General features: G+C 65.0%; 24 protein-coding genes. 14 read left to right on the top strand and 10 right to left on the bottom strand.

The window, feature by feature from the left end:
* Positions 1 to 67: 67 nt before the first annotated feature.
* The 7 genes from NX782_RS07240 to NX782_RS07210 all read left to right on the top strand — a co-directional run bounded on the left by NX782_RS07240 (position 68) and on the right by NX782_RS07210 (position 6,026).
* The gene (locus tag NX782_RS07240) at positions 68 to 991 is read left to right on the top strand and encodes a methyltransferase domain-containing protein (protein ID WP_258844762.1); all 924 of its coding nucleotides are present in this window, start codon (positions 68 to 70) and stop codon (positions 989 to 991) included.
* Positions 992 to 1,342: 351 nt separating this feature from the next.
* Positions 1,343 to 2,536 (top strand): cytochrome c oxidase subunit II, encoded by a 1,194-nt coding sequence (coxB, locus tag NX782_RS07235; RefSeq protein WP_258844761.1) that lies wholly within the window; start codon positions 1,343 to 1,345, stop codon positions 2,534 to 2,536.
* Positions 2,537 to 2,560: 24 nt separating this feature from the next.
* Positions 2,561 to 4,180, top strand: coding sequence for a cytochrome c oxidase subunit I (ctaD, locus tag NX782_RS07230; protein ID WP_258844760.1), 1,620 nt, complete (start codon positions 2,561 to 2,563; stop codon positions 4,178 to 4,180).
* A gap of 1 nt (position 4,181) precedes the next feature.
* Positions 4,182 to 4,322, top strand: coding sequence for a hypothetical protein (locus NX782_RS07225; RefSeq protein ID WP_258844759.1), 141 nt, complete (start codon positions 4,182 to 4,184; stop codon positions 4,320 to 4,322).
* A gap of 1 nt (position 4,323) precedes the next feature.
* On the top strand, positions 4,324 to 4,893 hold the full coding sequence (locus NX782_RS07220) for a cytochrome c oxidase assembly protein (protein ID WP_258844758.1): 570 nt from the start codon (positions 4,324 to 4,326) through the stop codon (positions 4,891 to 4,893).
* Positions 4,890 to 5,105 carry a DUF2970 domain-containing protein gene (locus NX782_RS07215; protein WP_258844757.1) on the top strand — a complete coding sequence of 72 codons (216 nt, stop codon included), beginning with the start codon at positions 4,890 to 4,892 and terminating at the stop codon, positions 5,103 to 5,105. Before NX782_RS07220 ends, NX782_RS07215 begins: the two co-directional genes overlap by 4 nt.
* A gap of 57 nt (positions 5,106 to 5,162) precedes the next feature.
* Positions 5,163 to 6,026 carry a cytochrome c oxidase subunit 3 gene (locus NX782_RS07210; RefSeq protein ID WP_370661769.1) on the top strand — a complete coding sequence of 288 codons (864 nt, stop codon included), beginning with the start codon at positions 5,163 to 5,165 and terminating at the stop codon, positions 6,024 to 6,026.
* 98 nt (positions 6,027 to 6,124) lie between these two features.
* On the opposite strand, the gene NX782_RS07205 is transcribed toward NX782_RS07210, so the two are convergent.
* Positions 6,125 to 6,325: a twin transmembrane helix small protein gene (locus NX782_RS07205; RefSeq protein ID WP_258844755.1), complete on the bottom strand. Its 201-nt coding sequence runs from the start codon at positions 6,323 to 6,325 to the stop codon at positions 6,125 to 6,127.
* Positions 6,326 to 6,360: 35 nt separating this feature from the next.
* Here NX782_RS07205 and NX782_RS07200 point away from each other — a divergent pair, with 35 nt between their 5' ends.
* The 6 genes from NX782_RS07200 to NX782_RS07175 are packed head-to-tail and all read left to right on the top strand — an operon-like array spanning position 6,361 to position 11,410.
* Positions 6,361 to 7,074 (top strand): SURF1 family protein, encoded by a 714-nt coding sequence (locus NX782_RS07200; protein ID WP_258844754.1) that lies wholly within the window; start codon positions 6,361 to 6,363, stop codon positions 7,072 to 7,074.
* Between the two features lie 28 nt (positions 7,075 to 7,102).
* Positions 7,103 to 7,657, top strand: coding sequence for an SCO family protein (locus tag NX782_RS07195; RefSeq protein ID WP_258844864.1), 555 nt, complete (start codon positions 7,103 to 7,105; stop codon positions 7,655 to 7,657).
* Positions 7,658 to 7,678: 21 nt separating this feature from the next.
* The gene (locus tag NX782_RS07190) at positions 7,679 to 8,845 is read left to right on the top strand and encodes a COX15/CtaA family protein (RefSeq protein ID WP_258844753.1); all 1,167 of its coding nucleotides are present in this window, start codon (positions 7,679 to 7,681) and stop codon (positions 8,843 to 8,845) included.
* Positions 8,842 to 9,735: a heme o synthase gene (cyoE, locus tag NX782_RS07185; RefSeq protein WP_258844752.1), complete on the top strand. Its 894-nt coding sequence runs from the start codon at positions 8,842 to 8,844 to the stop codon at positions 9,733 to 9,735. Before NX782_RS07190 ends, cyoE begins: the two co-directional genes overlap by 4 nt.
* A 1-nt stretch (position 9,736) precedes the next feature.
* The gene (locus tag NX782_RS07180; protein ID WP_258844751.1) at positions 9,737 to 10,333 is read left to right on the top strand and encodes an SCO family protein; all 597 of its coding nucleotides are present in this window, start codon (positions 9,737 to 9,739) and stop codon (positions 10,331 to 10,333) included.
* 9 nt (positions 10,334 to 10,342) lie between these two features.
* Positions 10,343 to 11,410, top strand: coding sequence for an AI-2E family transporter (locus NX782_RS07175; RefSeq protein WP_258844750.1), 1,068 nt, complete (start codon positions 10,343 to 10,345; stop codon positions 11,408 to 11,410).
* A 24-nt stretch (positions 11,411 to 11,434) separates the two neighbouring features.
* Here the strand turns inward: NX782_RS07175 and NX782_RS07170 are convergent, their stop codons facing one another.
* Together NX782_RS07170 and NX782_RS07165 are read right to left on the bottom strand one after the other, a co-directional pair.
* The gene (locus NX782_RS07170) at positions 11,435 to 13,156 is read right to left on the bottom strand and encodes an MAG1210 family protein (RefSeq protein WP_258844749.1); all 1,722 of its coding nucleotides are present in this window, start codon (positions 13,154 to 13,156) and stop codon (positions 11,435 to 11,437) included.
* Complete coding sequence (locus tag NX782_RS07165) at positions 13,153 to 13,890, bottom strand: LemA family protein (protein WP_258844748.1); 738 nt, start codon at positions 13,888 to 13,890, stop codon at positions 13,153 to 13,155. The genes NX782_RS07170 and NX782_RS07165 overlap by 4 nt, the downstream gene beginning before the upstream one ends.
* 380 nt (positions 13,891 to 14,270) lie before the next feature.
* Between NX782_RS07165 and NX782_RS07160 the strand changes: the two genes are divergently transcribed.
* Positions 14,271 to 16,265, top strand: coding sequence for a hypothetical protein (locus tag NX782_RS07160; protein ID WP_258844747.1), 1,995 nt, complete (start codon positions 14,271 to 14,273; stop codon positions 16,263 to 16,265).
* Here NX782_RS07160 and NX782_RS07155 read toward each other — a convergent pair.
* The 7 genes from NX782_RS07155 to NX782_RS07125 form a co-directional block, all read right to left on the bottom strand.
* The gene (locus NX782_RS07155) at positions 16,232 to 17,368 is read right to left on the bottom strand and encodes an acyltransferase family protein (protein WP_258844746.1); all 1,137 of its coding nucleotides are present in this window, start codon (positions 17,366 to 17,368) and stop codon (positions 16,232 to 16,234) included. The two genes, NX782_RS07160 and NX782_RS07155, sit on opposite strands and share 34 nt — an antisense overlap.
* Positions 17,369 to 17,379: 11 nt before the next feature.
* Positions 17,380 to 18,138, bottom strand: a complete 759-nt coding sequence (locus NX782_RS07150; protein WP_258844745.1) for a LytR/AlgR family response regulator transcription factor — start codon at positions 18,136 to 18,138, stop codon at positions 17,380 to 17,382.
* On the bottom strand, positions 18,135 to 19,172 hold the full coding sequence (locus NX782_RS07145) for a sensor histidine kinase (RefSeq protein WP_258844744.1): 1,038 nt from the start codon (positions 19,170 to 19,172) through the stop codon (positions 18,135 to 18,137). The genes NX782_RS07150 and NX782_RS07145 overlap by 4 nt, the downstream gene beginning before the upstream one ends.
* 42 nt (positions 19,173 to 19,214) lie before the next feature.
* Complete coding sequence (locus NX782_RS07140) at positions 19,215 to 19,709, bottom strand: nuclear transport factor 2 family protein (RefSeq protein WP_258844743.1); 495 nt, start codon at positions 19,707 to 19,709, stop codon at positions 19,215 to 19,217.
* A 126-nt stretch (positions 19,710 to 19,835) separates the two neighbouring features.
* Positions 19,836 to 21,413 carry a hypothetical protein gene (locus tag NX782_RS07135; protein ID WP_258844742.1) on the bottom strand — a complete coding sequence of 526 codons (1,578 nt, stop codon included), beginning with the start codon at positions 21,411 to 21,413 and terminating at the stop codon, positions 19,836 to 19,838.
* A complete protein-coding gene (locus NX782_RS07130) occupies positions 21,410 to 22,276 on the bottom strand; it encodes an ABC transporter ATP-binding protein (RefSeq protein ID WP_258844741.1) in 867 nt (288 codons plus the stop codon). Before NX782_RS07130 ends, NX782_RS07135 begins: the two co-directional genes overlap by 4 nt.
* A 108-nt stretch (positions 22,277 to 22,384) precedes the next feature.
* Positions 22,385 to 24,025 carry a mechanosensitive ion channel family protein gene (locus NX782_RS07125; protein ID WP_258844740.1) on the bottom strand — a complete coding sequence of 547 codons (1,641 nt, stop codon included), beginning with the start codon at positions 24,023 to 24,025 and terminating at the stop codon, positions 22,385 to 22,387.
* Positions 24,026 to 24,113 lie beyond the last annotated feature (88 nt).

The following is a 24,113-nucleotide window of genomic DNA, read 5'->3' as shown; positions in this document are numbered from 1 at the left end:
GGCTTCCGATCGGTTCGGCCCCCATCATGTACACTGCCGCCATCGTCCCATTTGACCGCAGTTAATCATGGCCTCACCCCAATCCCCCTCCAAGATGAGCGCGCCGATCGACCAGGCGCGCGTGTGCCAGCTGTTTGCCGAGCCGGCACGCATCGCTCCCTCCGATTTCCTGCGCCGCGAGATCGCGACCCGCATGTTCGAACGCCTGGCGCTGGTGAAGAATTCCCCGCAACAAGTGCTGGATGCCGGCTGCGGCATCGGCACCGACCTGGCGCAGCTGCAGAAGACCTATCCCGCCGCCCAGGTGCTGGGCGTGGATGCCGTTCCGGCGATGCTGGCCGCGGCCGGCGGCGGCAACCAGGCGCCGCGCTCTTTCCTCAGCCGTTTGCTGCCGGCCAAGAGCGGCATCGATCTGCTTTGCGCCGACTTCGGCCAACTGCCTCTGGGACCGAACTCCATCGACCTCGTCTGGTCCAACCTGGCATTGCACTGGCATCCCCAACCCGACCGCGTGTTCGCGGAATGGCGGCGCGTGCTGCGCGTGGACGGCCTGCTGATGTTCTCGAACTTCGGCCCGGACACCTTCCGCGAGCTGCGCAACGCCTTCGCCGCCATGGACGAGACGCCGCACACCCTGCCTTTCGTCGACATGCACGATTTCGGCGACCAGCTGGTGGAGGCGGGCTTCACGACGCCGGTGATGGACATGGAGCAGATCACGGTCACCTACGATACGGCCCAGGCCCTGCTGGCCGACGTCCGCGCCTTCGGCGGCAATCCGCTGGCCACGCGCCGCCGCGGCCTGGTCGGGCGCGCCGCCTGGCAGCGCATGCTGGATGCATTGGAGGCCCAGCGTCGTCCGGACGGCAAGCTGGGGCTGAGCTTCGAGGTCATCTACGGCCACGCCTTCCGGCCGGCGCCCAAGGTCACCGCCGCCGGCGAGGCGATTGTGCGTTTCCAGCCACGCCCGCAGCCGCCGCGTCCCGAATAGAAGGCATTTTTGCCGCAGTGCATCATGCAACAGCCATGCCGGTGAGGTAATTTTCCTTGAATAAAAATTAGCGATTTAAGTATAATCAAAGACACTTTTTTCGACTGAAGCAGTCATCGCGCTAAAAACATCAGCAAAAACAGCGTGTAGTCGAACTGGTTGCAGCAACACCAAAGGCTTCGGCAAACCGTGATCGCGGTGCCGGGGCCCGAGCAAGCCGGCGTTCATCGAGGTCCTTGGAGTCCTGATGGTCGATGTTTGCAGTAAAGGATTTCGGAGCGGCGGCAGTTCGTTCATGGAAATGCCGACCGTTTAAGAAAATTCATATTTTTTTGGGTGGTTGGGGACAACATGACTTATGCAAAGCGATTAAAAGCGTTGATGTTCGGTCTCGCGGTAGCGGCCAGCATCCCGGCCCTGGCGCGGCCGGAGCCTGACATTACCGGCCGGCCGGTCGAGCACCAGTTCGGCATGCAGCCTCCCGTCACGGGAATCGGCGACTACATCTACAGCCTGCACAACTGGATGATGCTGGTCTGCCTGATCATCTTCATCGGTGTGTTCGGCGTCATGTTCTATTCGGTGTTCAAGCACCGCAAATCGCTGGGCCACAAGCCGGCCACCTTCCACGAATCCACCGCCGTCGAAATCGCCTGGACCGTCGTTCCCTTCCTGATCGTGATCGGCATGGCGCTGCCCGCCACCCATGCGGTCGTCGCCATGAAGGACACCTCGAACCCGGACCTGACCATCAAGGTCACCGGCATGCAGTGGAAATGGGGTTACGACTACCTGAAGGGCGAGGGCGAAGGCATTTCCTTCATGTCCAACCTGTCGACCCCGCGCACCGCCGTCGGCGAGCCGGGCGTCGAGCCGACCACCAAGCGTACCGAAACCTACCTGCTGGAAGTCGACAACGAGGTCGTGGTCCCGGTCAACAAGAAGGTCCGCCTGGTCCTGACCGCCAACGACGTCATCCACTCGTGGACCATCCCGGCCTTCGCCGTCAAGCAGGATGCGATCCCGGGCTTCGTGCGCGACGCCTGGTTCAAGGCCGAAAAAGTCGGCACCTACCGCGGCAACTGCGTCGAGCTGTGCGGCAAGGAACACGCCTTCATGCCGATCGTCGTGAAAGTCGTGTCGGCAGAGGAGTACACCAACTGGGTCAACGTCAAGAAGAAGGAAATGGCGGCCCTGGCCGACGATCCGAACAAGGTCTGGACCATCGACGAACTGAAGACCAAGGGCGAGAAGATCTATGCCGCCAACTGCGTGGCCTGCCACCAGGCCAGCGGCCAGGGCGTGCCGAACGCCTTCGCCTCGCTGGTCGGCTCGCCGGTCGTGACGGGTCCGAAAGCCGAGCAGATCAATGTGCTGCTGAACGGTAAGCACAGCGGCAAGTACCCGAGCGCGATGCCCGCATGGAAGCAGCTGTCGGATTCCGACATCGCGTCCGTGATCACCTATACCCGTAACAACTGGACCAACAAGGCCGACGAGAACATCGTGCAGCCGTCGGAAGTCCTGGCCGCCCGCGGCAAATAAGCGTTTGGAATCGGAGACACTGACATGAGTTCCACCATCGATCACGCACACGACGATCACGCACACGGCCACGACCACGCGCACGATCACGCCCACGACCACGACCACCCGACCGGCCTGCGCCGCTGGCTGTTCGCCACCAACCACAAGGACATCGGTACCCTGTACCTGTGGTTCTCGTTCACCATGCTGCTCTCGGGCGGCGTGCTGGCGCTGATGATCCGCACCGAGCTGTTCCAGCCCGGCCTGCAGTTCTTCCGTCCGGAGTTCTTCAACCAGCTGACCACCATGCACGGCATCGTGATGGTGTTCGGCGCGATCATGCCGGCCTTCGTCGGCTTCGCCAACTGGATGATCCCGCTGCAGGTGGGCGCCTCCGACATGGCCTTCGCGCGCATGAACAACTTCTCGTTCTGGCTGCTGCCGCCGGCCGCGATCCTGCTGGCCGCGTCCTTCTTCTCGCCGGGCGGCGCCACCGCCGCCGGCTGGACGCTGTACGCGCCGCTGTCGACCCAGATGGGGCCGGGCATGGACATGGCGATCTTCGCGCTGCACATCATGGGCGCCTCGTCGATCATGGGCTCGATCAACATCATCGTCACCATCCTGAACATGCGCGCACCGGGCATGACCCTGATGAAGATGCCGATGTTCTGCTGGACCTGGCTGATTACCGCCTATCTGCTGATCGCCGTGATGCCGGTGCTGGCAGGCGCGATCACCATGACCCTGACCGATCGCCACTTCGGCACCTCCTTCTTCAACGCGGCAGGCGGCGGCGACCCGGTCATGTACCAGCACATCTTCTGGTTCTTCGGCCACCCCGAGGTCTACATCATGATCCTGCCGGCCTTCGGCATCGTCTCGCAGATCATCCCGGCCTTCGCCCGCAAGCCGCTGTTCGGCTACGCCTCGATGGTGTACGCGACCGCGTCGATCGCGATCCTGTCCTTCATCGTCTGGGCTCACCACATGTTCACCACCGGCATGCCGGTGACCAGCCAGCTGTTCTTCATGTACGCCACCATGCTGATCGCGGTGCCGACCGGCGTGAAGGTGTTCAACTGGGTCGCCACCATGTGGAAGGGCTCGATGACCTTCGAGACGCCGATGCTGTTCGCGGTCGGCTTCATCTTCGTGTTCACGATGGGCGGCTTCACCGGCCTGATCCTGGCCGTGACCCCGATCGACATCCAGGTGCAGGACACCTATTACGTGGTGGCCCACTTCCACTACGTGCTGGTGGCCGGCTCGCTGTTCGCGCTGTTCGCCGGCTTCTACTACTGGGCACCGAAGTGGACCGGCCACATGTACCCTGAATTCCGCGGCAAGATGCACTTCTGGCTGTCGCTGATCACCTTCAACATCACCTTCTTCCCGATGCACTTCCTGGGCCTGGCCGGCATGCCGCGCCGCTATGCGGACTACGCGGTGCAGTTCACCGACTTCAACCAGATCGTGTCGATCGGCGCCTTCGGCTTCGGCCTGTCGCAGGTGTACTTCCTGTTCTTCGTGGTGATCCCGACCATCCGCGGTGGCCAGAAGGCGGACGCCAAGCCCTGGGAAGGCGCGGAAGGCCTCGAGTGGACCGTGCCGAGCCCGGCACCGTTCCACACCTTCGAGAACCCGCCGCTGGTGAAGTGAGATGATGATGGCTGAGCATGGCCACAAGCACGGCAGGGACGGGGAGATGCGCAGGAAGAACCTGCGCACGGCCCTGGCTGTAGGCGGCCTGGCGCTGTTCTTCTTCGTGCTGCTGTTCGTCAAGCGGCTCTGGCTGAACTGAGATGAGCACCGGGAGCAGTACTGAGCCAAGCGGCCGCCTCGCGCTGAACCGCAGCACCTTCACCAAGCTGGTGGTGGTGGCGGTTCTGATGTTCGGCTTCGGCTATGCGCTGGTGCCGGTCTACCGCCAGGTGTGCGAGGTGCTCGGCATTAACGTGCTGACGCAGAAGGACGGCACGGTCGAGCGGCCCGCCAACACCCAGGTCGACATGACGCGTACCGTCACCGTGGAACTCGACGGCAATGCGCAGGGACCGTGGCGCTTCCGCCCGACCCAGCGCAGCATAGCCGTGCACCCGGGCGAGATGGCGACGGTGGTCTACGAAGTCGTCAACACCCAGGCGCGCACCGTGAAGGCCCAGGCCATCCCGAGCTACGCGCCGCAGTTGGTGACCCCGCATTTCAAGAAGGTCGAGTGCTTCTGCTTCAAGGAGCAGGTGCTGAAACCGAACGAGGCGCGCCAGATGCCGGTCGTGTTCTTCATCGATCCGGCGCTGCCGCGCGAAGTGAAGAACATCACGCTGTCGTACACCTTCTTCGAGATCGGTGGGGCGGTGGTGGCGACGAAATGAACGAACCAAGGAAAGCCAGCGAAGGTAGGGCCAACTTCAGCGCCACGATGAAGGCCGTGTTCTGGTCCTTCTTCGGGGTACGCAAGCGCAAGGATTACGAGCACGACGCCGCCAACCTGAACCCGATCCATGTGATCGTCGGCGCGCTGATCGGCGTGGCGATCTTCATCGGCATCCTGATGCTGGTGGTACGGATGGCGGTAGCGAAATAAGAAATACGGAACCAGGCTGCAACAGAAATTCGATAAATCAAAAGTTCGTTTGAGGAGATGAGAATGAGTTCGCCACACAATGCGCCGTACTATTTCGTCCCCGGCCCCTCGCGGTGGCCGATGGCTGGCGGCTTGTCGATGCTGGTCACGATGGCCGGCGCCGCCGGCTGGGTGAACGGCGCGTCCTGGGGCCCGGGCGTGTGCGTCGCCGGCATCCTGGCCATGCTGGTGGTGCTGTATTTCTGGTTCGGCGACGCCATCGGCGAATCGGAATCGGGCCAGTACAGCGCCCGCATCGACACCTCCTACCGCTGGTCGATGAGCTGGTTCATCTTCTCGGAAGTGATGTTCTTCGGCGCCTTCTTCGGCGCGCTGTTCTACGCCCGCGCGGTGACCATGCCCTGGCTGTCGGACCTCGACCACAAGGTGATCTGGCCGGACTTCGCCGGCCACTGGGGCAACGTCGGCCCGGCCGGCACCGTCGAGTCCTTCAACACCATGGGCCCGTTCCCGATCCCGACCATCAACACCGCGCTGCTGCTGACCTCGGGCGTGACGCTGACCATCGCCCACCACGCCCTGCGCGCCGGCCACCGCAGCAAGACCGCGTTCTGGCTGTTCGCCACCATCCTGCTGGGCGCGATCTTCATGGGCTTCCAGGCCTACGAATACCACCATGCCTACACCGAGTTGAACCTGAAGCTCACGTCCGGCATCTACGGTTCGACCTTCTTCATGCTGACCGGCTTCCACGGCTTCCACGTGACCATGGGCGCGATCATGCTGTCGGTGGTGCTGTACCGGGTAATGAAGGGCCACTTCACGGCGGACCACCACTTCGGCTTCGAAGGCGCGGCCTGGTACTGGCACTTCGTGGACGTGGTCTGGCTGGGCTTGTACGTCGTCGTCTACTGGCTGTAATCCGCAAGGTATGCACGTCATTCCCGCGGAAGCGGGAATCCATGCTGAGTGTCTTCGATCGATTCAGTATGGGTTCCCGCTTCCGCGGGAATGACGTTTTAGCGAATACCCGTCGGCTGTATCCACCCCATCTTGTAAGAAAACAGCACCAGCAGGAACAGCGTGATCGACAGTCCCACACGCATCGCCAGCGCCTGCACGGTGCGGTTGCTGCGCCCCTTGTCGCGCATCAGGAAGAACAGGGCGGAGGCCAGGCTGCCGATGATGAGCACGAAAGCGACCGCGACGACGATTTTCATGGTGTGTCCCGAGATGGAATAGTAACAATCATTGTATGCCACTTCGCTTCCGTTTCAGGACAGTTCCCTTCGTCGCCACCCTGGTTCTCGTGCTGCTCGGGATCGTGCTCGGCAACTGGCAGACCCGCCGCGCGGCCGAGAAAACCGCACTGCAGGCCAGGCTGGAGCAAGGCATGGCCGCGGCCCCGCTGGTGCTCGACGGCGGCGCGGTCGATCCGGCGCGGCTGGCGTTTCATCGTGTCATTGTGCGCGGCGAGTTCGTCCCCAACTGGCCGGTGTTCCTCGATAACCGGCCGCAAAGTGGCCGCACCGGGTTCATTCTGCTGATGCCGTTTAAAATAGCGGGATCGGACAAGGCTGTCCTGGTGGCGCGCGGTTGGCTGCCACGCAATACGGCCGAGCATGACCGGCTGCCGCCGTACGCCACGCCGGCCGGGCAGATCACGCTCGAGGGCAGGGCGGTGCGCCAGCTGGCGCGCGTGATGCAGCTGGGGGCGCCGGGGCCTTTGACACCGAACGCGCTGGTGCAGAACCTCGAGCCGGCCGAGCTGGCCCGTGCCAGCGGCCTGGACCTGCTGCCGGTCGTGGTCGAACAGACCGGGCCCGAGGTGGCGGGCGAAGGCCTGCAGCGCAACTGGCCCGCACCCAGCCTGGACATCGATCGCCACAAGGGCTATGCGCTGCAGTGGTATGCGCTGGCGGCGATGGCCTTTTTATTTTTTGTAATCACAGGATTCCGACGTGGATAAACCCCAACAACGCAAGCGCGGCCGCTGGATGCTCTGGCTGGTGCTGCTGGTCTGCGCCTCGCCGATAATCGCTTCGTATTTCACCTACTACGTGATCAAGCCGGAAAAGCGCAACAACTACGGCACCCTGATCGACCAGCGCGCGCACCCGATCCCGGCCATGGCGACCACCACCCTGGATGGCAAGCCGGCGGCGCTGGAACAGTTCAAGGGCAAGTGGGTGATGCTGATGGCGGCTCCCGGCGCCTGCAACGAGGCCTGCCACAAGCAGCTGTTCGCGATGCGCCAGCTGCGCACCATGCAGGGCAAGGAGATGGACCGGATCGAGCGGGTGTGGCTGATCACGGACCGCGAACCGCTCGACACCATGGTCATCCGCGAATACGACGGCACCCACATGCTGCGCGCCGATGCGCAAGCCATCGCCAACTGGCTGCCGGTCGATCCGGGTACCAGCGTGTCCGACCATATCTACATGATCGATCCGCTGGGTCACCTGATGATGCGCTTCCCGAAGGACCCGGAACCGCGCAAGGTACACAAGGACATCTACAAGCTGCTGAAGGCTTCTTCGGTCGGCTGAACGCATCAACACTGAGCAACAATGCAAGCGACGAATTTCATCCTGCTGGCCCTGACCGGCATCCTGGCCGCCTCCGTACCCCTGTGCATGGTCTGGATGGCGACCGGCACCCACCGCTACCGCAAGCTGGCCTGGGTCATCGTTTTCTTCACCTTCGACCTGATCGTGTTCGGCGGTTTTACGCGCCTGACCGATTCGGGACTCGGCTGCCCGGACTGGCCGGGCTGCTACGGCGAAGCCAATCCCTTCCTGGCCCACGAACACATCGCCGCCGCCGAGGCCCTGATGCCGACCGGCCCGGTGACGAAAGTGAAAGCCTGGATCGAAATGATCCACCGCTTCCTGGCGATGGGCATCGGCTTCCTGATCATCGGGCTGATGATCGCATCCTGGATGCAGTGGCGCCGCTCGAACGGGCGCACGGAAGGGCGCGCAGCCTCGCCCTGGCTGCCGACGCTGCTGTTCTTCTGGGTGATCGTGCAGGGCGCGTTCGGCGCCTGGACCGTGACTTTGAAACTGCAGCCGGTCATCGTGACCCTGCACCTGCTGTTCGGCATGACCCTGCTGGCACTGGCCGCCTGGCTGGGCGGGCGCGAGGATCATCTGCTGCGACCGGGCCCGGCGCTGGCCCCGCTCGAGGCCGCAAAACTGCGCAGCCTGCGCCCGCTGGCCTGGCTCGCCGGTGCCGTGCTGCTGGTCCAGCTGGCCCTGGGCGGGTGGGTGAGTACCAATTATGCGACGTTGGCCTGTAACGACTTTCCACTCTGCCAAGGACAAATTGTCCCAGAAATGGACTTCGAACACGGCTTCACGCTGTGGCGCGAACTCGGCAAGACCGCCGCCGGCCATTACCTGCCATTTTCGGCACTGACGGCCATCCACTGGGTCCACCGCAACTTCGCGGCAGTCGTGGTGCTGGTTCTGGGGCTTGCGGCCTGGCGCGCCTGGCGTCTGCCGGGCCTGCATGGCACCGCGCGCAACCTGGCTCTAGTATTATTCATGCAAGCTTTTACGGGCGTCGCGACCGTGTTTTTTAACTTCCCGCTTGCCATTGCCGTGTTGCATAACGCAGGGGCAGCCCTCCTTGTCCTGTTGGTGACCATGTTAAACTACAAGGTACAGTATCAACTCGGAACGAAGCCGCAAGCCCGTGCTCACGCAGTAGCGGCGCCTGCGGGCCATTCATGATTACCCAAACTGCTACCCACAAACCGCCCAGCCGCATCTCGCAGTACTGGGCGCTGACCAAGCCGCGCGTCACCCAGCTGGCCGTCTTCTGCGCCGTGATCGGCATGTTCCTCGCCACCGATGGCTTCCCCGGCTGGCACGTGCTGTTCTGGGCCACGCTCGGCATCTGGCTGCTGGCCGGCGCCGCGTTTGCCGTCAACTGCCTGATCGAAGCCGAAGTCGACGCCCGCATGGCCCGCACTGCGCGCCGCGCCACCGCGATGGGCGAACTCTCGACCACCCAGACCCTGTTGTTCTCGGCCGTCCTCGGCGGCGCCGGCATGGGCATCCTGTACACGATGGTCAACCCGCTGACCATGTGGCTGACCTTCGTCACCTTCGTCGGCTATGCGCTGATCTACACCATCCTGCTGAAACCCAACACGCCGCAGAACATCGTGATCGGCGGACTCTCGGGCGCGATGCCGCCGGCACTGGGCTGGGCCGCGGTCGCCGACAACGTGCCGATGGAAGCCTGGCTGCTGGTGCTGATCATCTTCGTCTGGACCCCGCCGCACTTCTGGGCGCTGGCCATGTACCGCCGCGACGACTACGTGCGCTCCGGCCTGCCGATGCTGCCGGTCACCCACGGCATGCAGTACACCGGCCAGCAGGTCTGGCTGTATTCGATCGCGCTGGCCGCCTGCACCCTGTTCCCGTTCGCGGTCGGCATGAGCGGCCTGCTGTACCTGGGCGCCGCGATCGTCCTGAACGCGGTGTTCCTGCGCTACGGCTGGCTGGTGCACAAGCGCTACAGCGACCAGATCGCGCGCAAGGCCTTCAGCTGGTCCGTCATCTACCTGTCGCTGCTGTTCGCGGCGCTGCTGGTCGATCACTACTTCAAATTCTGATATGCGAAAACTGCTGCCCATTCTTGTCGCCGCCGCGCTGGCGTTTTCTCTCTCCGCATGCGACAAGCTGCCGGGCAAGCAGGCCGCCAGCTTCCAGAACGCCGACGTCACCGGCCTCGATTACGCCAAGGGTTTCTCGCTCACCGACCATACCGGCAAGCCGCGCACCCTGGCCGACTACAAGGGCAAGGTCGTGATCGTCTTCTTCGGCTACACCCAGTGCCCGGACGTGTGCCCGACCACGATGGCGGAAATGGCCGGCGTGATGCAGAAGCTGGGCCCGCAGGCCGACCAGGTGCAGGTGCTGTTCATCACCCTCGACCCCGAACGCGACACCCAGCCGCTGCTGGCCAGCTACGTGCCGGCCTTCGACAGGCGCTTCGTCGGCCTGTACGGCACGCCTGAACAGACCGCGAAGACCGCCAAGGACTTCAAGGTGTTCTTCTCGAAGGTACCGGGCAAGGACCCCGGCAGCTATACCATCGACCACATGGCCGGCAGCTATGTGTTCGACCGCGACGGCAGGCTGCGCCTGTTCATCCGCCACGGCGGCAGCGCCGATGCGATCGTCCACGACATCCGCCAGCTGCTGAGCTAAGCCCGGGCCATGGACCAGCGTCCAGGCAGGAACACGACCCGCGCCGCCGCCGTCATTCTTCTCACGCTCGGCTGCCTGTACGTCCTGCGGCCCTTCCTGGCGGCGATCCTGTTCGCCGCCGCCGTCGTCATCTCGTCCTGGCCGCTGTATCTGCGCCTGCGGCTGCGGATGCGCGGCCGCCGCACGCTGGCGGCGCTGACCATGACCCTCACGCTGACGCTGCTGGTGGTGATCCCGCTGGCGCTGGTCGCCTGGAACCTGGCCGACAATGCCGCCGCCGCCTTCGACGAGCTGCGCCGGCTGGGCGCCGGCGACCTGCACCCGCCGCCCTGGATTCGCGGCCTGCCATTGGTCGGCGAACAACTGGCCACCTACCTGGACGAGCTGCTCGCCAGCCGCGACCGCATGATGGACCTGGCGCGCCGCCTGGCCGAGCCGGCGCGCCACTACCTGGTCGCCGGCGGCATCGTGCTGGGCACCGGCGTGGTGCAGATGGCGCTGGCAGCTTTTGTGAGCTTCTTCTTCTACCGCGACGGCGAAGCCTTGAAAGCCGTCATCGATGGGGCGGTCAGGCGCATCATGAACGAGGAAGCCGGGGCGGTCATGGACACCGTCGCCAACACCGTGCGCGGCGTGATGTACGGCTTGCTGGGCACCGCGCTGGCCCAGGCCCTGGTGGCGGCGATCGGCTTTGCCATCGCCGGCGTGCCGGCGGTGCTGCTGCTGTCGGTGCTGGTATTCGTTTCCTCCCTCATCCCTGTCGGCCCGCCCGTGATCTGGGGCGGCGCCGCGGTCTGGCTGTTCGCCCAGGGCAGCACCGGCTGGGGCATCTTCATGCTGGTGTGGGGATTCTTCGGCATCAGCAGCGTCGACAACGTGGTGCGGCCGATGCTGATCAGTCACGGCTCGAGTTTGCCCTTCCTGCTGACCTTGCTCGGCGTGCTGGGCGGGGTGATCGCGTTCGGCTTCGTCGGCTTGTTCATCGGGCCGACTTTACTGGCGGTGGGGTATTCCTTGATGAGCGGGTGGACGCACACCAGGAATCCGATCGTGAAGCAGGACGGCGAGGGGACTTGAGTCGAAGGCCCCGCGCCATACCGCTTAAGCAGGCAAGACGGCCGAAACGATCGACCGGCGCAGGACAGCCTTCCCGGCATCGATGTCATGCTGTGAAAACGCTGCCGGCAATGCGTCCCTATTACCGGGCGAAGCCATTTCCTTTACCAGCATGCTGGCGCTGTTCTGGACTTCGAAATACTCGTCCCAACGCACCGGTACCTGATGCGAGCGCCCATCTCCACCACGGACCGAGACATACTGAACCCGTTCGACGCTGCCAAAGCCGCTGGCCGTCACGTGCACTTTTTGCGAGCCGTCGGCTTCGTGTTGCGCGCTTGTCTTCAAGATACTTCGGGTAACGCACTCGGGGTGCTTGAATGCCGCCTCGCCGTGGTAATTGGCAATCGCTTCATGCTCCCAGAAGCAGGGATTTTGCGAGTAGGTGTCCTTGTAAATGTCCGAGTGCGGGCGATGTTGCTGGTACAAGGGAATGGTAAGCAGCGGGGCAATCCCGAAGTAGAACGACTTGAAAAAGTCGTTGTGGTAGCCGTTGAAAAACATCCGTGCCTGGGCGAGTTCGTAAGCATGAAATTTACCCGGGTCGCCGCTGATATCGGTATGGCGCATATGCCCGGATTGCACGACGTTGATCATGTGCGTTTTTTCGAACACGAAGGTGTCGCCGAAACCTGTTTGACTGTCCTTGAGCAGCTTCAGCATTTCTTGCTGCGCCAGGGGCGTGAACAGCAGCCGGAACTGCACCTCATGGTTGCGATCCGTCGCACCGAACAAGGCGTCGAATTCGCGGTTGGCCATTACCGTGAACGTGTTGCCCTCGCTAACGTCACGGGATTTCGCTTCCAGCTTCTTGATGGCGCGATTTTTCCGCCATTTGTCGAATAAGCCGTCTTCCAGCTTCGAAAGTTTTGAAGGGTGACGGCTGAACACCAGGTCGGGCGCGGCTTCGTTGCCGTAGACGATGAACGTCTGGTTTTCGTATTCCGGGAACGGGCGCTCGATCGATGCGTGCAGCGTCTCGTGACGGGTTCTGGTTTCCCATTTGCCTTGCGAATTGCGGTACTGCTCTGTCCAGCTGATCTGAAGGGAGCCATGGTAGGTCTTGCTGCCCATCCAATGCGACAAGGTTCGCGCAAGAATGAACGGGTTGCCATTCAGGACGCCGCTGTGTGAAAACACAATCGAATGCGCCTCCCCGAGATGCCCGGACCAGCCAAAGGTATTCTGCAGTTCCTGCATGCGCCCATTGCTGAAATACGGGTCGAATGCGATGCGGGGCACCGTTTTTGCCATCAGCTTCGCCACGATATCCCAGTCGAACAGGCGGTTCAGCGGCGCCATCTGGCCCCACGCCACCGCGCGCTTCGCGTCACAGGCTTCCCGTAGCCGCTTTAACTGGGCGTCGGAGTCGTTGATGACGCGGTTGAGCATATAGACAGCAACCCCAAACACGACCGCAGGAAGCGCGAGCCACGGCCACCAGTAATTGGCAAAGATGTAGAGCGCCGCCAGCACCGCGGCCGCGATGGTGACGCCGCGCAGAATGCGCCACCACTTGTTGGTCGAACCCGCGCCTGCAGCCTGCTTCTCGAGTTCACGCAACTCCCGCACCGTCTTGATGTTGGCGTTTTCGTCTACACCGGACTGGCGAACAAGATCCTCGAAAAAGTCCGATGTATGGTTGATGTGGGCAGCCTTGAACTGGGACGAATACTGCCCCAGCGGCTCGTGGACGTCATCGATCAAAAGAACACACTCCTGGCGGCAGCTTTGGTTTCAGCCGAGGCGGTGAAAGGAATGCGCGTGGTATAGCCGGCCCGCGCCGCAACGATCTGCTTGGTCGGCCAGGCAAAGATGTCCTGGTTCCACATGCCGACGGTATCGTTATAAAGCGAGCGCGCTGCGGTGACCTCCTTTTGAAGGTAACTGTTCTGGCGCATGGCATCCGCGATCACGGCTTGCGCTTTCAGATCCGGATAGGCTTCGCAGGCCAGGTTGATGCGGGAAAAAATACCGTCGATCTTCTGGGAAGCCTGATTGCGCTCGGCATCGGCGTTATGTCCGCTCCGGTAAGCCGCTACCGACTTCATCACATCCTTGTCGAGATCGATCGCTTTTGCGACCAGCCCAACGACATTGTTCAAGACGACGACGCGCTGCTCCAGATAATTGTCGATCTGCGAGGCATCGGCCTGGATTTTCTGCTGCAGCTTGCGCAGATACGCCAGGGCAGAGATCTTCATGAACAGGAAGACCAGGCCCGGCAGGGCGCCCAGAATGAGAAGCCCCAGGCTGTACTCGCGCGGCAAGGCACCAGTCATCAAGCTCAAGAGGCCAATCACGGGAAGCACGGCCCAGAGTGCGATTTCGAAGATCAGGGAGCCGACACCGATTTGAACGGGGATTTGTCTGCTGATGACGTTGACGTCGCGCCCATCCGTGTTAATTGGGCCTGTCACTTCGTCCAAATCGTTTGCCATGTGTAATTCCTTGAGTTCTAGCGTGTTTGAGTCGGTTACAAAAATAGTTGTCGGTACCTGATTTATGTTTCTTTCAGGAACTTTTTATCGATCATATCTTGCATGATGAACATCAATCAAGTGCGAAGATGAAGAATGCCCAGTTGATTGCGCCGAATCGCTTGTTGCAACCAGGAACTGTTTGATTTAAGCGACGTTATGTCCGCTGACGAGCAGTCGGGACACCGGCTGGCACCCTTGAGCCGGCGGAGTTGAGGAAATGACGGCCTTTGGCTGTGAATTTGTGCGCATTTTCATCCGTTTTCTCTCTGTACACTGCTCGGCAACCGGCCACAGCCATAGCCGCCTGTCAGCCCTGTGTACTCGATCAGTAAAAACGGATGATTCCAACAAATCCCTTCCTGCCGCGCGCAAGCGGCCGGCTCCAGCATGCTCTCGGTATCGACCTACGCATCGGATTGCGTACATCGAAGCTGCGCATTCTCGTCGTTCACTTTCTTCTGGGCTTGCTGCTGATCGGGATCACGAAGCCAAGCTTCAAAGGCGATGCGGCGGAATACACCGCCCTCACCATCGCCGTTGCGGAGCATGGAAGTCCGGACATCCGTCCGTCGGACATGGCACTGGCCAAGCGCCTGGTGCCCGAATTTGCCTGGTTCCATGAATCGATCGAGAAGCACTGGACCGAGGGCGCCCATCTGCCGCCCGGGTTTCTCGAGGGCCAGGACAAGAAAGTACACGCCATCCATCACTTCGGCTATTCGGCAATTGCAGCGATTCCATTCAAGCTGCTGCAGATGGCGGGACTGAATCCGATGAAGTGCTTCCTGTGGGTAGACTGGTTCTGCCTGTTGATTCTGCTGTTGGCAGCGCATACCTATTTCGGCTCGACGAAACGGGCCGGGGGCGCGGCCCTCATTTTCCTCATGGGTGTCGGTATCCCGTATTGGAACTGGGCCAGTCCCGAATTCTTTTCCGCCGCCTTGAGCCTGGCAGCACTCATGCTGATGGCCAATTCGGCGTACATCGTCGCCGGGCTGTTAGTCGGTATGGCGTCCATGCAGAACCCCCCCATTCTCGGCCTGCTCGGGATGGGGCCCATGATTGTCATGGCAGAACGGCTGGCGACCCAGGGCAGGGCGGCGGTCTCGCTGGCAGCCATACGCGCCCAGGCGCGACCTGTCGCGCTGGCTTTTCTGCTCGGTTGCGCGCTGGCCCTCGTGCCGGTCTATTTCAGCATGCAGCACTTCGGCACCTGGAATGTGATTGCCACCGGCGCGACCGACCCCCGCATGGTCAGCCTGTCGCGCTTCGTTTCTTATTATCTGGACCTGAACCAGGGAGTGATCGTCGCCATTCCAGGGGTCTGGCTGATCGCCGCCTGGCTCCTGGTGCGTGACAGGCGGCTGTTGCCGATTCTGGTGCCGACCCTTCTCTGTGCGGTCATGCTGGCAGTGCCGGCATTGAGCACGCAAAACTGGAATGCCGGTTCCGCCGGCATGATGCGCTACATCACCTGGGGCTCGGCGCCGGTCCTTTATCTCTTGTTTGCCTGTTTGCGCCAACGCGCCAAATGGGGCGCAGGCGTGGCGATCGTGTTTTTCCTTGTGCAGTTTGCCTGCCTGGCACATAGCCGGCAGTACGTCCACACCGAATTCAGCCCGGTCGCACGCTGGTTCCTGGTGCACGCGCCGCAATATTACAATCCGGAGCCGGAAATTTTCGTCGACCGTTCCACGCATGCGGAACCCATTCTGGACTTCGATACGGTCTATCGTGCTCAACTGGGCGCAATACCGAAAACCCTGTATTACGCCGGCTCCGAGAAAGGGATCGCCACGCTCTGCCCGGACGGCGGGCGGCCCGGCGCGGCCTCCATCGTGCAGGCGTCGTACGACGGCTGGACGTATCTGAATGGCGAGCTCGAATGCGACAGCACGCGGCCCTACGTCGAGCGCTTCGACATGGTCAGGTTCCAGCAGCAGGACGCTGCGCTGCTGCGGGATGGCTGGAGCCGTTTCGAAATCGGCGCGCCGACGGAAAGCGGCGTCTGGTCGGTTGGCGACACCTCGCGCTTGACGATTCGCGCGGCCGTCGCCAAGGTGGATGCCGAGGCGATCACGATTCGGGGCGTCTACAGGATCGGCAATACCGGCACCCGGGTGTCGATCAACGGCAAGGATCTCGGCACCTGGCATCTCGACCGGCCAAACCGGATTCCGCTGCAAGGGGTCGACATTGGCGATGCCTTGCATATTCAGCTCCAGCACCAGGCGCCGGCCGCACCGTCGGCGCAGGACAGCAGGAAGCTGGCCTTCTTCATGAAGGAAGTGAGCGTTTCCTATCGTACGGTCAAGGCGCCGGACGCTTCCTGAGCAGGTTTCGTCACGCAAGGCGCTGTCTTCGCCACCGGGAACCAGCGCGCCCGCAGCCGCATGAACGGCGTCTCCACCAGACGGTAAAGCAGCCAGCCGCCGAACACACCGGCCGCCATCACGGCGGCGATGGTCAGCGGCGCCCCGGTATCGATGCCGCGCCGGACCAGTTCCGGCCGCAGCGCCATGAATGCCGGCTTGTGCACCAGGTAAACCGCATACGACCACAGCGCCAGGCTGGCGGCGCCGGGCAGGCGCACCCGATTCAGCAGCGACGAAGGGCTGAGCGCGGCGCAGGTCAGCAGCGCGAAGCCGATCGCCACCAGCGAGAAACCGAAGGTCGAGGCCAGGAACAGATTCGGCGCGTCGTAGCGCACGCCGTACAGCACCGCCCCCGCCATCGCGAGGCCGGCCGCCAGCAGGACATTGCCGCGCTGGAGGAGGCGTTCGAACAGGCCGGGATGGAAGTTCTTCAGCATCGCGATGGCCACGCCCGGCAGCAGTTCGTCGGCGCGGCACCAGGTCGAGTAATACGCCGGCGCCGAGAACGCTTCCTGCCCATGCATGAAGTTGAACCCGCGCGTGGCGATGCCGGCGCCGATGGCGGCCACCAGGGCGCACCACAGCAGGCGCGCTGAACGCCGCGTGCCCACCAGCACCAGCAGCGGCAGCACCAGGTAGAACTGCTCCTCGATGCACAGCGACCACGAATGGGTAAAGGTCTCGCCGTAACGCAGCCCGAAGTTCTGGGTAAAGGTGAGATAACGCCAGGCCGGCGCCATGGTCTTGCCCCAGATGACGCTATGCGGCAGCAGCAGGTAGACCGCCAGCACCACGTAGTAGTTGGGCAGGGTGCGCAGCAGGCGGCGCGCGAAGAAGGTCTTCAGCTGCAGCGACTCGCCGCGCGCGGCCGGCGCCAGCAGCTGGTTGCCGATCAGGTAGCCGCTCAGGACGAAAAACAGGTCGACGCCGGCCCAGCCGACCTCGCCGATGAAGCCGAACATGGAGCCCTGGGCCACGAAGCCGTTGTAGTGGGACATCAGCACCAGCGCGATGGCGAGGGCGCGCAGGGTGTCCAGGCCCTGGAGCCGGGGCGCTTGCATTGCAGTGTGCATCAGGCGGTTTTCTGGTTGAGGTAATCGAGTGCGTCCGCGAGCGCCGGCATATAGGTGCGGCTGGCGCGCAGCAGGCTGCCGTCGCGCAGGCGCAGCAGGGCGTCGCGGTTGGTGAGGGCGCGCAGCTCGGCAATCTGGTCGAGCCGCACGATGGTCGAGCGGTGCACGCGCTGGAAGACGCGCGGATCGAGCCTGGTCGCCAGGGTGTGCAGGCGTTCGCGCACCAGCCAGGTCTTGCCGCCCGCGTGCAGGGTGGCGTAGTCGCCGTCGGCCTCGATGCGTTCGACCTCGCCGGTCGGGACCAGCAGCGTGCGCGTGCCGCTGCGCACCGCGAAGCTGCGCAGCCACTGCGACGGCATCGTTGTGGCCTGCGTATCGCGGCGGTAGGGGAAGGCGTGCAGCGCACGGTCCAGCGCTTCGTCGAGGCGCTCGTCGTCGACCGGCTTGAGCAGGTAGTCGAGCGCGGCCAGGTCGAAGGCCTGCACCGCGTAGTTGTCCCAGGCGGTCAGCAGGACCGTCATCGGGCGCTGCCGGCGCGGCAGCGCGGACAGCACCTCGATGCCGCTGCGGCCCGGCATTTCGACGTCGATGAACACCAGGTCCGGGCGCAACGCCGCGATGCCCTCGAGCGCGCTGTCGCCGTCGCCGTATTCCGCGACCAGTTCGAACTCGCTGCGCGCCGCCAGGCGGACCTTGACCGCCAGCCGTGCCAGCGGTTCGTCGTCGACGATCGCCACCCGGATGCGCACGCCGCTCATGCCGCGGCCTCCACGGCGCGCAGCGGCAGGGCGATGCGCACGCCGAAGCGGCCATCCTCGCCCCAGCCGGCATCGACCTGCTGGGCATCGCCGTACAGGTGGCGCAGGCGCTGCGCCACGTTGGCCAGGCCGATGCCGTCGGCACCCGTCTGCGCCGGCCGGCGGCCGTCGTTGCGGACGTCGAGCAGCAGGCGCGCGCCGGCACGCTCGACCAGGATGTCGAGCCGGCCCGGCGCGCTAAGCGGCGCGATGCCGTGGCGGATCGCGTTCTCGACCAGCGGCTGCAGCATCAGGTAGGGCACGGCGCTGTCGAGCAGGTCGGGGCCGGCCTTCATCGTCAGGCGCAGGCGCTCGCCGAGGCGCGCCTTTTCGATCTCGAGGTAGGCGTCGAGCAGGGCCAGTTCTTCGGCCAGCGTGTGTTCGTGGCGGCCGTCGTGCGCGAGCGTGGCGCGCAGGAAGTCCGAGACGCAGGCCAGCATGCGGTTCGCTTCGCGGTTGGCCTGGTTCGCTACCAGCGCCGAGATCGCGTTCAGGGAGTTGAACAGGAAGTGCGGATTGACCTGCAGGCGCAGCGCGCGCAGTTCGGCGTCGCGCGCCGCGGCCTGGGCCTGGGCCAGCTGCAGCTGGGTGCGCTGCAGCGACAGGTAGTAGACCGCCACCGCGTGCATCGCGCAGAACGCGATCAGCGCCAGCCAGCAGCCGTCCAGGCCCTGCACCAGCCGGGACCAGCGATACCCGGTCTCCAGCCCCAGCGAGATGGCCAGGCGCTGCCCAAGCACGGCATTCGCGACCGACATCGCATAGCTGGCGCCGAGCAGGATCAGCGCGGTCGGCAGCCAGCGCCATTCGCGGCGCCACAGGGCGCGCTGCAGCCATGCCAGCGGCACGATCCACACCAGGCAGGCCACGAAGAACAGGCTGCGGAAGGCGGTGGCATAGACGTGGCCGAGATCCGGCAAGCCGAGGATGGCCATGCAGGCGCACACCGGCAGAGCGGCGAGCATGGGGACGAGCAGGGGTGTTTCGACTTTCACGCCACGGCTTCCGGATACTGACGATCTTGCAATTCTACCGTCTCATTTGCCCATCGAATACAGCATCGCGCCGATTTTCCAGCCATCTTCCGCCCGCACCATCTGCCAGGTTTCGCTGCCGCGGTTGGTGACCTTGCCGTCCTGGACGAAATCGAAGTCGAACCAGACCGAACCGACCGCGCCGTTGGTGTCGATGCGGACGTTGTAGAAGCGCTCCTCGATGGATTTCGGATTGTTCTGGACGAACTCCACGAACTGCTTGCGCGAGTCTGCGAGCACCCTGCGCGCCTTCGGGTTGCGCTCCTTGACGGTGGCCCAGGTCGCGTCGTCGACCGCGGCCACCACCAGCCAGCTGTCATGGTCTTGCAGGAACAGGGTATCGAGCGTCTTGCCGTCATGGGCGACGATGGCAGCCTTGAACTGCTCGACCACCCGGTTGATCGCGGCCACATCCGCCGCGTGCGGATGGTCGGCGGCGTGCACCGGGGCGGCCAGGCAGGCAGCGGCGATCAGGACTGCGGAAAGGAATACGCGCATGGGACCTCCTGTGATGGAAAGTCCTCACGATAAGCAGGCGCGGGCCGGCGGTCCATCGTCGTGCGCCGACCCGTGCATGCGATGCGGTGAACGGTGCATGGCGGGGTGCCGCGCAGCCTGCGGGTGTCATGAGAGGCGACGGTGGCGGTTCCACAGATGCCCGCCCCAGGCGGACAGCAGGCCCAGGCCCAGCCAGGCCAGCACCGAGGCGCCGGTGGCCGTGCCGTGGAAGCCGACGACGTCGGCCAGCGCCACGTTGTCGACCTGGGTGCCCATGTACAGCCCGAGCAGGAACAGCACCAGGAAGGTACGCCCGGTGCCGCTGGTACGGCCCAAGAGGCTGGCCAGGGCGGCCAGCGCGAACACGCCGGCCAGCAGGGCCGATGCGCGCAGCGGGTCGCTTGCTGCCAGGCGCAGCATCGCCACGCCGGTGAACAGCAGGCCCAGGACGAAGCTGCCTGCCAGCTGGCGCCAGTAACGGCGCGCATTGCCGCCGGGGACGGCGGCGCCGAGTAGGGCGCAGCCGGCGTCGAGGTCGCGCGTCGGCAGGTCACTGGCCAGCACGCCCCAGCAGGCCACGCAGCCCAGCGCCAGCGGCGGCAGGGCCTGCAGGCCGACGCACAGCGCCGCCAGCGACGCAGCCAGCAGCAGGGCGATCGCCGCCGGCGCCGAGGCCAGGGTCAGGGCGACGTCGGCCAGGGCCTGGCCGGCGATGCCCGGCAGACGCGCCGACAACGCAAACAGGGGCCGCGTCAGCCGCGCCAGCGGGCGCAGCCAGCCGTTCAGCAAGGCCAGCGGCGAGCGCCGCGCGCGCGAACCGGCCGGCTTGACGCGGTCCGGCGAATAGCGGTGGAACAGGCGCACGGCCAGCAGCAGCGGCAGGCAGGCCAGCAGCGCGCTGAGGCAGCGGATCGCCGTGACTTCGCCGCTCCACATCCAGGTCGCCAGCGTGATCGGCGCCCTGGCGGGATCGTATTCGCCGAAGCCGACCGTCGTGCGATGGAAGTCCAGCTGCGCGGCCAGGGCGGCAATGCTGGCGCTCATGCCGGTGAAGTCGACCGGGATGGCGAAAGGCGCATTGCCCATGCCCTCGGTGGCTATGGGCAGCATCGCCCCCTGGCCGACCCAGAGGGAGAAATACAGGATGTCGCCGCGCTTGCCCATCAGCGGCGCCCAGCTGTCGAACAGCATCGCGCAGCCGGCGGTGAACAGCGCCATCGGTCCCAGTACCAGCACATAGGTCTGCAGGTAGACCAGCGCTTCGATCGCGCCCTCGCCGCGCACCGCGTGGCAGGCCATCACGGTCAGCATGAAGGCGCCGATCAGGGCAAACAGATACAGCACGCCGCCACACCAGCGGCCCAGCACGAACAGCGCGCTGCTCACCGGGCAGGCGCCGATCGCACCACCGAGGCCGCTGCGCAGGTCTTCGCCCATGCGTCCGCGCAGCAGGTAGAAGCCGGCCAGCGCGAACAGCAGCGAGCCCTGCATGGCGCTGCCGATCGCCAGCGCGGAACTGGTGTAACGCGCGCGCGCGCCGGCCGTCGTGATCAGGCTGTAACCGCCGGCCGGGTCCGTGATCAATAGCCAGCTCAGCGCCACCACCGCCAGCAGCGTCGCCAGCGTCGACAGCCGGCGCAGGCGCACGCGCGCCTCCAGCAGCGCCAGGGTGCGGATCGCATCGGCGCGCGGGTGACGCTTCATGCCGCTTCCTTCACGGCGTAGCGCTGCGCCATCAGCGCTTCCTCCAGGCTGGGCTCCGAAGGCTGGGCGCCGGCGCAGGGCTGGCCCGGATGCGCGATGCGCAGCTGCATCCGGCCATCCTGGCGCGCCGCATGCAGCACGTGGGTGCTGGCGCGCAGGCGCTCGTATTCGTCGTTGTCGACATTCGCCGACCACACCTGGCCGCGCGCGCGGCCGAGGATGGCGTCCGGCGTGTCGCAGGCCACCAGGCGGCCCTTGCGCATGATGGCCAGCTGGCCGGCGATGCTCTCGACGTCGGAGACGATGTGGGTGGAGATGATGACAAGTTTATTGAAGCCCAGCTCCGCCAGCAGGTTGCGAAAGCGCAGCCGCTCTTCCGGATCGAGGCCGGCGGTGGGCTCGTCGATCACCAGCACGTCCGGGTCGTTGAGCAGGGCCTGGGCGATGCCGAGGCGGCGCAGCATGCCGCCCGAGAAGCTGCTGGCCTGGCGTCCGGCCTGGTCGTGCAGGTTGACCAGTTCCAGCAGGCGGCGGACGCGGGCGGGATCGCGCACGCCCTTGAGCGCCGCGAAGTACTGCATGAATTCGAGCGCCGAGACATTGCGGTAGACGCCGAAGTCCTGCGGCAGGTAACCCAGGCGCCGCCGCATCGCTTCGGGCCTGGCGACGATGTCGGTGCCGTCCAGCAGGATGCGGCCGCTGCTCGGTTTCGTCAGCGTGGCGATCATCTGCATCAGCGTGGTCTTGCCGGCGCCGTTGTGGCCGATCAGGCCGACCACGCCCGGTGCCAGGCGCAGGGACAGGTCGGCGACGGCCGTGGCCTGTTTGCCGAAGGTTTTGGTGACGTCCTGCAGTTCCAGCATGGTGCGAGCTCCGTAGCGTGGCCAGTGGCGATACGCTACTGTAGGCACAAGCGGACGTCCGGACGTCCGGCTTGCGACAGGCTGCACAAAATGGGGGATGAACTGCGTTCAGCCCGGCTGCTGCTCCGTTCCCGGTGCCGCTGCCTGGGCCGCTGCCGGTGGCGGCGACCAGGACGACGGCGGCACCACGTGCGGCTTCACCGGCTCCTGCACGAAGTGCGGCGAGGTCATGGACACGCCGTTCAGGTTGAAGACGTCGACGATGCGCTGGTGCAGGCGGCCCTGCAGCTCGGCGCGGCCGCGCGGCGAGGCGGCGCCGGCCTGGGCCACCAGCCGGTAGCCGATGTAGAAGTCGGACAGCGCCGCCTGGATCACGTAGGGCGCCGGGTCGGCGAGGATGCCGTCGGTCTCGCGCGCCGCCTGGCGCAGCATCGCGTGCACCTGGCGCCACGGCGTGTCGTAGCCGACCGTGACCGCCGCCTCGAGCGCGTGGCCGGCGCCGGGCGCGGTACGCGAGAAATTTTTGGTCGTGTGGGACAGCACCAGCGCATTCGGGATCGAGACTTCGGCACCCAGTCCGGTGTGCAGGCGGGTTTCGAACATGCCGATCTCGAGGACCGTGCCTTCGGACTCGCCGATGCGCACGTAGTCGCCTTTGCGCAGCGAGCGCGTGTAGGTCAGAATCAGTCCCGACGCGCCCTGCGCGACCAGGCTCGAGCCGCCGATCGACACCATCAGGCCGGCCAGCACGGTCACGCCCTGGAACGCGGCCGTATGCGCGCCCGGCAGGTAGGGATAGGCCATTGCCAGCGCAAACAGGACGATGCCGACGTTGAGCAGCCGGCGCGTCGGCAGCGCCGTGTCGCGGTCGAGCCAGCCGACCTGCAGTTCGCCGCTTTCGACCCGCCGCAGCAGCGAGCCGGCGGTCAGGATCGCCAGGCGCGCCAGCGCCGCGATCGCGGCCACCACCAGCAGGCCGGGCACGGCCCGCGCCGCGCTGGCGGCGGCCTCGAGGGCGGTCTCCAGCAGATAGTCGCTCAGGCGCTCGTGCCAGCTGCGGAAATACGGGATGTGCCCCAGCAGGAAGCTGGCCCACAGGAAGGTCGCGAACAGCCGCAGCGACCACGCCAGCACGCCGGAGCCCTGGCGCACGAAGCGGACCACGTGGCCGGCGTCCAGCAAGGCCACGTTGCGAACCCGGATGCGGTCGAGCCGGCGCCCCACCGAACGCGTGGTCCAGACCCGGATGCGCCGGTGCAGCGCGCCGAGGCCGCGCAAACCCAGCACATAGGCGACGGTGGCGGCCAGGCACCAGGCGCCGGCGGTCAGCAGGTAGCGCGGGCTGCCTTGCTCGCGCTGTTCCAGCAGGGCCTTGCCGAGCATTGCCGCGCTGTCGGCGGCGACGGCATCGGTGGTATCGCCGGCCAGGGCGTTGACGTCGGCCGGCGTGACCAGGAACAGCAGCTGCCCGTCCAGCAGCACCTGCGTCCCTTCGCCGATCGAGCGGATGCTGGGCCGTTGCGCGCCGCCCGCGGCCAGCACGCGGTCGAGGCGCTTGCGCGCGCCGTCGGCGCGGTCCTGGGGCGGAAAGCCGGCGATGGCCGACCTGAACACGAAGATGGTGCGCGCGCCGACGGCGAGTTTGGCCGTGGGCGTAGGCGTGGGCTTGGGACTGGGCGCTTCGGCGCGGGCGAAGGCCGCGGCAAGAATCAGGGAGAGAAGGACAAGCAGGCGGACCGCAGCGGACATCGGAATTGCCGGTGGGAAAAACCCCGGATGATGCCACGCTTTACCACGCCTGTCTGCCGGGATCCCGCCGCGCTGCGGCAAATGCGCA

This window comes from Massilia norwichensis (assembly GCF_024753245.1).
Taxonomy (GTDB): Bacteria; Pseudomonadota; Gammaproteobacteria; order Burkholderiales; family Burkholderiaceae_D; genus Telluria; species Telluria norwichensis.
Note: the sequence above shows the minus strand (reverse complement) of the source record. Positions and strands in the feature narration are given on the sequence as shown.